Genomic DNA, 10,421 nt, shown 5'->3' with positions numbered 1-10,421 from the left:
CGGTGTTTCAGGGGGCTACATCACTCTTCGTGAGAGCTTGATTGTTCTCATCATAAGCCTTTTCGAGCATATTGATTGCTAGAGAAGCGGTCTGATAGGACTGTGATTCGGCCTGATGCTGATAGTGTTTATTCTGGGTAATATCAACACGCCCCATTAGGATGGCCTGAATATGATCCGTCACTCCAGCGATTGCCAAGAATGTATTTATGTTATGTCGCGGTACATGCTTTTTGATAATGACACGGGACCCATCATCTTCAAAAAGATTAAAGTGATCAAAGATTGATTTTCGGTTTTGTGTTCCGCCTAACCACGCTTCTATTGAGTTTTCATCAAGTGGAAAAATATGTTGCAATGAAACAAAATCTTTACCAAGTCCAAATGCACCTTCCGGCATGATGAACATCAGGTCTTCATAATTGAAGTGTTCCCAGTCACCATTGTTTTTGGCTGAAATTATGCACTGGTGCCCAGGCTCGAAGTTTTTTGCTTGAGCGTAACGCTGATAAACATAATCATTCAACTGTTCTTTAGTGAAGTACCAGCTGTTCTTCTGTTTATGAACGGGTATTACCTTAGGTTTATGTCCACTAAAGTTCGCAATGGAATTCCGAATACTCTTTCCAAGATCATTCCTAGAGCCACCAGAACCACTAAACATGATGTCTTCAAGATAATTTTGCTCAATCCATTCATCAGGATAATCAGCGATCTTATCTGGGAGCAGGTTAGTGAAATTAGAATCTCTGAAGCCCTGAATCGTTTTACGAAACCCCAAGGTCAATTCTTGAACAGATTTATAAATCATCTCAACGACAGAATAAGTGCTTGGCGCCAGCCAATGGATCCGCCATCCAGCCTTTTTCGCACCAAGATACTCAATACCCAACCTGTAAGTAGGCCAGTCTTGATCTATTGCGTGCTGACGTTTTTCTTTATCCGTGATTTCTCGCTTAACCAAAGAAGTCATTTTCAGCAACATTATTTCTTGGAAACGGAAACCGCAAATAATTGTGAGTAATAACATATTGTAAAAGATACGCTGATAACTATTCTCAGCTAAAGCGATCAACTCAATAACACACATAAATGCACGGATTGATATGAGTCTTTCATCATCAGTTTGCTCAGGGGTGGCTTCTTGCGCTTTCTTCCTTTCTTTAGTGCTGTTAGAACCATTTCGACAAGGATACTTATTTTTGACTTCAATATTAACTAAGAAAAGATCATATTGACGTAGTAAAGCAATGGCCTTTACTGCAATATCGCAATAGTCACTGACATTATCAGGACTGTCAGAATTCTCATGATGCCGCTCCATCGCTGCATGAATAATATCGGAAGTCAGATACATTGGGTGCGTTTGACTTGTTTTATTTACCATTTCCCAATACCAGCGCTTCATCACCTGTAATGGTTTGTCTAGTGTAGAACCTGATGGTAATCCGCCAGTGATACACACCAGATGCATGTGATAAGCTCGCATAAAATCCTGAAACTCCGAAGAAATATTCATTTGTGAGAGCCCCTTAACACGACTAGAAACTTCGTCCCACTTAAAGCCGCGATCTTTTGTTTCTTTAAGCCATGCAACACCTTTCTCACCAAAATGCCAGGAACCGGCATTCCACTCCAATTGCCCAACGGCATTGTAGGCAACAAGACGCTCTTCAAATTTTGCTTTATATTTCTCTATATAAATAAGAAGATTATCCGCCTGTTTATTAAGTATTGTTATTTGCGTAGTCATTGTCTAAATAGCCCTCCGAACGTTTGCCATTTCAATGCGAGCCATAACCTGATTTACATGCTGTTTCAGCCGCACTAATTCCTTGAGAAGTGGATGATTTAAAACGCCAGCATCATCGGCAACATCACGGACATTTTGGATTTCATCATTCAGAGAAAGAAATACTTTTTTGTGGTTTCCATCTATAAATGGTTTGAAATACAGGCAGCCGTAACATCCACGACCCTGTGCAAAGGGGCACATGTCTTCTTCATAATTACATCCACCGAGATGGTAATGAAGTTGCCCACCAATTGACCCTGCAACATTGCGGCCTTCCCATTCGCTGCTGTGAACCAAATTCCCAGTCAACATGAGTGCCATCATGTTCTTAAACACAGGGTTGCGACCCAAAGCTGCCTCACGAATATCAGCCATCTCAGGGGTGGCTGCAATGTATCGATCTGCAACAACATAAGAGGATTGACCCAATATATAAGCTATCTCAGGAGCACTGGCACCACTCATTGCCATTGAGTGACCAACGTTGTGACGAAAGAGGCTTGCGGTATATACAGGTAGTTGATAATCATCGTTTTTTACTGCCTCCTGAATCTCCTGTGGTGAAAATCTGAAAAGCATTTTCTTTAATGACGCTTCCACCATCTTCATTGAAGATACTATGATGGAAAACATTGGGTCGGTATCACCAATTCCAACTAGGTACTTATACAGTAAGATTAACTTTCCAAGTTCTTCCGGAATTGCAACTCGAACTCGATCGATAGTTAGTTTTGACTTTTTGGCATATGGCACAAGTACTGAATAACGCATCCCGTACTTATTCTCGGTATCAACGATAAAATCGCCTCCGGAAAGTTTACCGATCTGTACAGGTCTGGCCCCAATGTAATATACTATGCCAATAATAATGCAGTCCCGTAATGTATCAATTTTAATGGTTTTCTTTACAGTTTCCAGATGAATGTTTTTATTTTCTTCAACATCAATTTTTGGACATAGTTTAGATGCCCAACGTTGAATGCCATTTTCTATCATTAGGCATACTTCTTCTGGTATAACGAGGTCTAGGTTTTGGTAGCGAGCCCAGTTATTGTTCCTAGGGCGTGGCACTTCCAGCAATAGATCTTCCAGCTCATTACTGTCATCCTTACTTTCGAAGAATCCACTACGATCAAGTTTTCGTAACGCATAGAGGGTGTAATAGAACTGACTGCTGTCTGAGTGATTTCGCTCAGTCTTCGCAACCAGCATTTGCATTTTTTCAATAAGGCTTTCGCGAGTGATAACCTCAATTTGTTTGAAAGTTGTTGCGACAAACTGAGCAAATTTATCAGCAACACTTGCCGAGTTCTCATTAATGTACGCGATCGTTAAGTATTTCAAGAGCTTGAGTGAAACTGGTGATAAATCACAAAAGTATTTACCAGTAGAGAATAATATAGCCACATTATTACCTGAGAATCTGTATCGCCAATCATCATGTAGATATAAATATCGGTCATCAAATTCTGTTGCATTTATTAAAAACAATCGTGTAGGGAGCTGAATATTTTCAATCCATTCAAGCTGTTCTTTTTTAAAGTGAAGGGGAGAGATTTTAAATAAATCGCCCCCGGTGATATCGCTCTCAGTTGAATAGATCTTTGAATGTGAAGTCTTCGTCATAAACATTATCTTCTAGCAAGTTGTAGGTTTTTGTTTGCGAAATGTTTGTTCCTGGGGAAGCTAAATGCATATCTGAATGTTTCGTACGCTTATAGTTGCTCTGGTTACTCACCACTTCAATAAACCGCTTGGCATATCTTAATGGAACTTTACTGGTCAGTGACCAGCCGCCTAAAGCACGAAGTTGTTCAATAGCTGGTTCAAGTACTCCATTCATTCTTGCTCGAATACCATAGTCTTGCGCCAGTATTAGTGATTCACTCAGGAGACTATTGTAAATAAACTCAAGAGTGATGTTAGCCCAAGTATGTCGCCCAACGTGTGGTGTTATATTAACCATATTATTAATAATCTTATTACTTTTCGCACGATAATGAGGGAATAGGGCAATGAATGCCGGATCAATTTTTTCCTTATAAAATGTTCTAATTGCATCGTAAGTCAATGGAGTTAACCTACCTGAGCCTTTAATAAAAACAAATTCATGGTCATCAATTTTTTTCTCTTCAAATAATGGGGACCGATATTGCTCCATATAAATGGTAAACATAATGAAGTCATCTTCGGTCAGTTCGATTTGTCGCTGTGAATGCTCAGTCTTGAGTGAAGGTTGTTGTTTCCTTGGATCAACTACATCATCTGGTAGATTTTGTACAATCAGGATGAAACGAATGTTACCTCGTGAGTCTGGAAGGGTTGGCCCCACGCAATCCTTCAACAACAATTGAACTTCACCAACACGTAAGCCATAGTTAAACATTAACCGGTGGATAAGGTAGTTACGGTATTGTTGAAATCCTGAATCGAATGGGTTTTGGGGATTAACCACGGCCGTGAATAATTCGCCGGTCTCGATATCTGAAAATTCAGGAGTGGAGGGGATTAACATGTTCGTTAGTTCGACACTTTGCTGACTGGTGATACTTTTGTATCGGTGTGCGGGTTCGTTCCTGGATACTTCAACTCTGTTGAAGACCTTAATTCTGTCAGCGAGATCTCTGTGGTTCGCCTGGTTACTCTGGTGAGCTTCAACAGGTGACATATCCTGGTATGCCAGATTCATATATCTATAGTTGAGATACTTAAGGAATCGGCCAACGTTTCTGACGTGGTTACCATAGGTGGACTTGTTGGTTCTGGAGAGTGCAGAATGTAAAAACCCGGTAGAGATTATGTCGGTCTCGTCACTCAGGTGCTGCTTCCCGAGCAGGTAAGTAAAGAAGCCATCAAGCTCCCTGATAAAACAGGAGATATTGTAGCCAGACCGATAGAAATCGTAGTCAAATGTTCGTTTGTGCTTCTTAAAGTAATAGACGTAAAAAAAACGCAGCGAACACAGAATGTTTTCTTGAGTCCCCAGATGTTTCTTGCTCAGTTCATTCATTCCATAAATTGTGGCGAACATGACCGGTAGGGTAGTCACATCATCAACTATGAGATGAGTTCTCTGGTTGTTCCTCGATAAATGTAAGATGGAATATGCCATGAACTTAGCGGATGCCCCGTAATTTTTGCGTTATGAAGTCATCGTAAGTCCACAACTAAACTTTGGCAACTGACTGATTCATCTGTAAGTTCCTGAAAGAGAGGAACTCATGAACTTAAGAACAAACCCACCATATTTAACATAATATACATTATGCGCACTATTGTAGGATCAGGAAGAATCCAGCGTTTTATGGTCATCCTTGGTCTGGTTGTTGATAGAGTCTGAACGCTATTTCTCCTGTGCGGCCTCACATAGTTATGATGTCTGTCATTGTACGATTCACAGACAAATCCATGACCTCAAGTACGCTCTACAATACAAGCGCTATAACTTTTCGGGCTTTCTCAAAGTGATCCAGTTTCATTTCCATAATCCACCATTGGGCTACTTCCATGAGCAATTCAGGGTCATCATTCTTGTTGGCAAAAAAAGCATAAAATGAGACTCCCACATCGGGTCCTTTAGCTGCAATCTTGGCTTCACATACCTTCACTATCTTTGCTCGAATACTGTCTCTCATTTTCATCCTTGGCCTTCAGAATTAACCAATACAGAAATCTTTTGGATTCGATACAGAACATGCAGGGACAGCCGATGATTTGCCGGCAACGCTGGATGCGGAAACTCTTCCACTTTTTTCATACCAAGCCGTTTCATTAAGTGTTCTGAAGGTTTGTTGAGTACCGATGTAAACGATACGACTTCATCCAGCATCAGAACCGTAAAAGCATATTGCAGACAGGCTTCAGCGGCCTCCATGGCTAACCCTTGATGCCAGTACGTTTTGCTGAGACGCCAGCCAATTTCGGTACAGGGAGAAAATGGAAATTTATCAGGCTGCGGGTGCAGACCGACACAGCCAACAAATTCATGCGTTTCTTTGGATTCAACGGCCCAAAAACCCCAGCCGCGTTGTTCTATTCCGTCCCTGAATCTCTCTGCCAGACTGTCGCTCTCCTGTCTCGTCAACGGAGCCGGAAAGAAGCGCATCACATCCGGGTCTGCATTCAGATCGGCAAATGCTGCCATATCTGTTTTTCCCCACTGCCTTAAAATGAGCCTTGATGTTTCAATCATATTGCATTCCTTACCATTATGTTTACATCATCACTCAGCGTTATTCTACGTGCTAGACACTTTACTGCGCCCTTCCCGCTTCAGCAAATACAGCCATAATGTCGTACGCTTAACGTGAAGATTGAATACGATCTCATCTTACACAGGAGATAGCTACATGGCCGACTGGAACCCTGCACTTTATCTGCAATATGGCAGCGAACGCTCAAGACCCGCAGCAGAATTATTGAGCAGAGTAGCGTTAGAAAATGTTCGTTCAGTCGCCGATCTGGGGTGCGGTCCGGGAAATAGCACGTCATTACTGTATCAACGATGGCCTTCGGCCAACATAACAGGCGTGGACTCTTCGCCAAATATGCTCAACGAGGCGCGTGCAACCTTACCGAACTGTCATTTTGTTGAAACAGATATCAGCGAGTTCCGGGCGGAGCAACCTCTTGATCTGCTTTATGCGAATGCTTCATTACAGTGGGTACCCGATCACTACGAATTATTCCCATATCTTGTCTCGCAGTTACACCGTAACGGCGTACTTGCTGTGCAAATGCCGGATAACTGGCTGGAACCAACACATATTTTAATGCGTGAAGTCGCCTATGAGCAGGATTATCCCGATCGCGGTCGATCGGCTCTTCCCGGCGTGCATGCTTATTATGATATTTTGACTGAAGCGGGATGTGACGTTGATATTTGGCGCACGACCTATTACCACATTATGGATTCACATCAGTCGATTATCGACTGGGTCAGTGCGACAGGCTTACGTCCTTGGTTGCAAGATCTGAGCGAAAGTGAGCAACGAAAGTATCTGGCTCGATACCATGAACTTCTACAGGAGCAATATCCGCTGCAGGAAAATGGCAAAATCCTGCTGGCATTCCCACGCTTGTTTATTGTTGCCAGACGCGATTTTTAATCCCCTTATACTTGCATTGGCCTTTCATTGCAGAGGCTAATGTAGGTAAATAGAAATAGTATTTAGTTGGTATTATTTTATTTCGAAAAGTGACTATTCAACAATTACTCTTCGATGAATTTGATATTATCATAAATTGGGCACCCCGCTTTCCATGCTTCCAATTGTGTTGCATTATTACCAGTCGGCCTTGATAACATCCAACGGGCCATAAGCTGGTCCAGTTGATTGTTTGTTTTCACGTCCTTTCTGGTATTGCTGCTTTTTTCTGGTTTTCTTACCGATGTCGGGGACGTTGCTACCTTGAGAATTCGTACGGCAAGTTGACAACAACCGCCCTGTACTGGGATTTTACGCATTTCAAATGTGATATCATCATACCCATGTCGATGACAAATATAGCTAAGTATGCCACTGGAACGTCTCAAATCTATCTGAAACGCCTGGCTAACATCATCCCGAGTAAACTCAGTTTTACGCAGAAAACCCCACCAGGCTACCGCCCTGTAAAGCGACATATCACCAAGATGGCGGATCTCGTCTGGAATATGAAAATGACCATGGTGTTTTTGTTGGGACTGTTCACCTGCCTTATTTGACTGATTTATCATAAAATTAACCTGTTTATTCACTATTCATAAAGAGAGGATAAGCAACGTCAAATGCTTTATTGTAAAAAGCGGGAATGAAATATATCTCATGGGTTAATGCAGTGTTGATTTTAAGATGATCAATAAAGAGATATTAGCGATTCGACGAGCCATTACTTTTTTACATGATAGTACGCAGGAATCAATTGATCTTAACCACTGTCTTTTAGTTAGATGAAATAACCTTGTAACACGCCTGTCGGTATATTTTCACACCGTAAGATTATTATGCAATTTGTGAATTAACACTTTTGGTTAATACGTTTTCCGCGTGCGAATGGTAGTGGCGAAATAAACACCCCGCATCCTTATTTAGGATGCGGGGTGTTGTCAGAATAACACCTTCACACCGAACATTGCCTGAGAATCACTGTAACCACTGTCGCCAATTTGTTGACCTACGTTTCCCCAAAGGTGCAGACGCGTATTTACTTTCGCTTCAACACCTGCTCTGAGTTCAGCGATATTTTTTGCGCCATCAACGTCACCCTGTATTTCATTCATTGATATCGAATAATTTCGGGAATTATGTAGCCAGTTAGTTTCAATAAATGGCTGAAAAAGCCGTTCTTTTCCTTCATCGCGTTGGTTATAGCCTCGCAAATACGCTTTAACCCCCAACCGGCTTTGCAGATTCCCTTTGCCTTTATCTCGGATCACGGTGCCGTTTGCCTCCTGATGATCGTCAGACGATACGTCCATCCAGGTCAACTGAACCTGGGGTTGTAGCCAGTAACTCAGGCGTGCCGTCTCCTTCAACTTAAAGGCATATCCTGCTTCAAGCGAGGCGGTCACCCCCCGTGAACGATATTTCTCTGTCGCCAGTTGTTCACCGCGAACGGTGTTATCAAACCAGTTATAAAGCATCCAGCTGTCAAGATATCCCCCGCTTTTCTCCACATTGTTGGCATACCAGGTTGCGTACAATCCGGCGCTGTAACCTGATATCGAACCGTCAGCGCGGTAATGGCTGACGTCTGACCGCGTATTACTTTGGCTGTTTGCGTAGCCGAACATGACGCCCAGATGCCAGCGCTCAACCTCGTCTGAACTCCATTGTGCGACATCACCACCTATTTGCAGAACATAACGGTTACTTTGCGTCTTCAGCTGCCCGCTACTATCACGAAACCGGGTATGCCCACCGACGTTGCGTAACCACATGCTGGTCACGTCTGACTCACCCGTTATGGGGTCAATATAGTGACTTTCGCCCAGGCGATCGTGCAAACGTGTCGTAAACAGCGTATTTCCCGCCGATTTATTCGCAAGGTAGGCGCCTAATTCAGGGCGTAAAACCGAATCGTGAGATGCGGGTTCTTCTTGTTGGACAGGTAACACCGGTGTGTCGGGATCAATAGCCGGTTCTTCTGGGTCACGTATTGGTTCTTCTGGATCGCGTATCGGTTCTTCAGAAGGAGTCCACGTATTGGTCAAATACCAATGATTCGAATCAGGAATGAGTGCGGAGTCATCCGTATTATTTCCCCGCAGTAGTGCGTAATCATAGGCGCCCGCGGTCAAACGGCCAACTGCAACAAACTCACCACCTGACTCGCCGTCCACCCGCACTACCCGTGCACCATTGAGATTACTGACCGTCTGGCTGCCCAGTGCCTGCAAAGCGACACGAGTGGTCCCTGATGTATTCCCCATCACGTGAAGTTGGTTCACCACCGCTTTTTGTTGCACGGCATCTTCTGTTGTATTGAGGATAAGAAGACCGTTGTTGCTGCTGTAATTACCGCTAACGGTCAGGATACTATTGGAACGTTTTAGTGCCTCGTCCGTTCCCGGCTGGCCAAAACTGAGCATACCGTCGAGCGACAGCGAGCGGATAGTCTGACTAAAACCATTCAGATCGACAGTCGCCGTCTCATCCACAGTGAAATCTGAGTTGCGGCTAAAGGCATCCGTACTGCCAGCCCGCAGCGTACCGTTGCGTAGCGACGTGATGCCCGTGTAGGCATTATTTCCCGACAATAATGTCGTTCCCGGACCATTATGATTGACCTGACCACGTCCGGTTATATCTGCTGCGAGTGAAAAATCGTCACTGTTATGATTAAAATTCAGTTGAACAGTGCTGGTATTGTCGGCAGTATCGCCAAGATAGATCCACGGAACGTTAATGACGCCAGCGCGCTGCGCGACGTCCCCCTCTTCAGACCCTACGTTGACAATGCCTGTACTTCCCTTACCGACGCCTAACCATAAATATTTCCCGGATTTTACCGTGCCACCATTACTCACGGTTAGCACGCCGCGTGCATCATTGTTGCCGGTTCCGTATCCCCCTAGCAAAATCGGCTTAGCGACGTCCAGTAACGAATCCTCACCATCAACCCTGACGGCACCGTTACCAAACAAGTTATTGCGATCTGTTTTACCAACATAGCCAATATTCATGTGTTCGGTTGCGACCACCTGCCCACCATTAAGAATATCGAGCTTGCCGGTGTCCTGATCGCCCACCACGACCCAGTTCGTTTTAACAGTAGATCCCGTTCCGTCAATCATGACACTGCCGTAGGCGCCGGCATAAAATTCGCCGATGCGGAGTTCATTAATTCCGCTTATTTGGCTGCCAAGCTCCACCAATAAGCGGCCACTGCCGCTGTTAGTCCCTAAAACGAGATCTCCCCCTCTCAGTATCCAGATTGCCCCATTGGTCAGGGTCACAATGCCGGCACTTCCCCGACCAATTGAGCCTGTAAGCGAAGAAATTTGGCGCCCATCAATGACCAACGCACCTGCAGAATCTTTACCAACAATCAGGCCACGAAAAGTATTCCAGACGTCGTCAGTATTTTCAGTATTTGATAACAGAACACTGGCGTTATTATGGATTGGCCCCTATATTTCCAT

General features: G+C 43.8%; 9 protein-coding genes. 2 read left to right on the top strand and 7 right to left on the bottom strand.

The window, feature by feature from the left end:
* Positions 1-7: 7 nt before the first annotated feature.
* The 5 genes from FDW95_RS01610 to FDW95_RS01590 form a co-directional block, all read right to left on the bottom strand.
* Entirely contained in the window at positions 8-1,753 is a 1,746-nt protein-coding gene (locus tag FDW95_RS01610; protein WP_249358867.1) for a hypothetical protein, read from the bottom strand.
* 3 nt (positions 1,754-1,756) lie between these two features.
* On the bottom strand, positions 1,757-3,421 hold the full coding sequence (locus FDW95_RS01605; RefSeq protein ID WP_115258508.1) for a site-specific integrase: 1,665 nt from the start codon (positions 3,419-3,421) through the stop codon (positions 1,757-1,759).
* On the bottom strand, positions 3,384-4,463 hold the full coding sequence (locus tag FDW95_RS01600; protein WP_249358864.1) for a site-specific integrase: 1,080 nt from the start codon (positions 4,461-4,463) through the stop codon (positions 3,384-3,386). The genes FDW95_RS01605 and FDW95_RS01600 overlap by 38 nt, the downstream gene beginning before the upstream one ends.
* Before the next feature lie 757 nt (positions 4,464-5,220).
* Complete coding sequence (locus tag FDW95_RS01595; RefSeq protein WP_115258510.1) at positions 5,221-5,430, bottom strand: DUF6500 family protein; 210 nt, start codon at positions 5,428-5,430, stop codon at positions 5,221-5,223.
* Positions 5,431-5,432: 2 nt separating this feature from the next.
* Positions 5,433-5,987 carry a GNAT family N-acetyltransferase gene (locus tag FDW95_RS01590; protein WP_115258511.1) on the bottom strand — a complete coding sequence of 185 codons (555 nt, stop codon included), beginning with the start codon at positions 5,985-5,987 and terminating at the stop codon, positions 5,433-5,435.
* 157 nt (positions 5,988-6,144) lie between these two features.
* On the opposite strand from FDW95_RS01590, the gene tam reads away from it, so the two are divergent.
* Positions 6,145-6,903: a trans-aconitate 2-methyltransferase gene (gene tam, locus FDW95_RS01585; RefSeq protein WP_115258512.1), complete on the top strand. Its 759-nt coding sequence runs from the start codon at positions 6,145-6,147 to the stop codon at positions 6,901-6,903.
* 104 nt (positions 6,904-7,007) lie between these two features.
* Here the strand turns inward: tam and FDW95_RS01580 are convergent, their stop codons facing one another.
* Together FDW95_RS01580 and FDW95_RS01575 are read right to left on the bottom strand one after the other, a co-directional pair.
* Entirely contained in the window at positions 7,008-7,514 is a 507-nt protein-coding gene (locus tag FDW95_RS01580; protein WP_115258513.1) for a CaiF/GrlA family transcriptional regulator, read from the bottom strand.
* A 369-nt stretch (positions 7,515-7,883) separates the two neighbouring features.
* Entirely contained in the window at positions 7,884-10,235 is a 2,352-nt protein-coding gene (locus tag FDW95_RS01575; RefSeq protein ID WP_137363392.1) for an autotransporter outer membrane beta-barrel domain-containing protein, read from the bottom strand.
* 1 nt (position 10,236) lies between these two features.
* On the opposite strand from FDW95_RS01575, the gene FDW95_RS23270 reads away from it, so the two are divergent.
* The coding region (locus FDW95_RS23270) for a hypothetical protein (RefSeq protein WP_212734291.1) at positions 10,237-10,421 on the top strand (185 nt) is incomplete at its 3' end.

The sequence above is a fragment of the Citrobacter sp. wls718 genome, assembly GCF_005280945.1.
Taxonomy (GTDB): domain Bacteria; phylum Pseudomonadota; class Gammaproteobacteria; order Enterobacterales; family Enterobacteriaceae; genus Citrobacter; species Citrobacter gillenii.
This window is presented reverse-complemented; position numbering and strand designations above follow the sequence as displayed.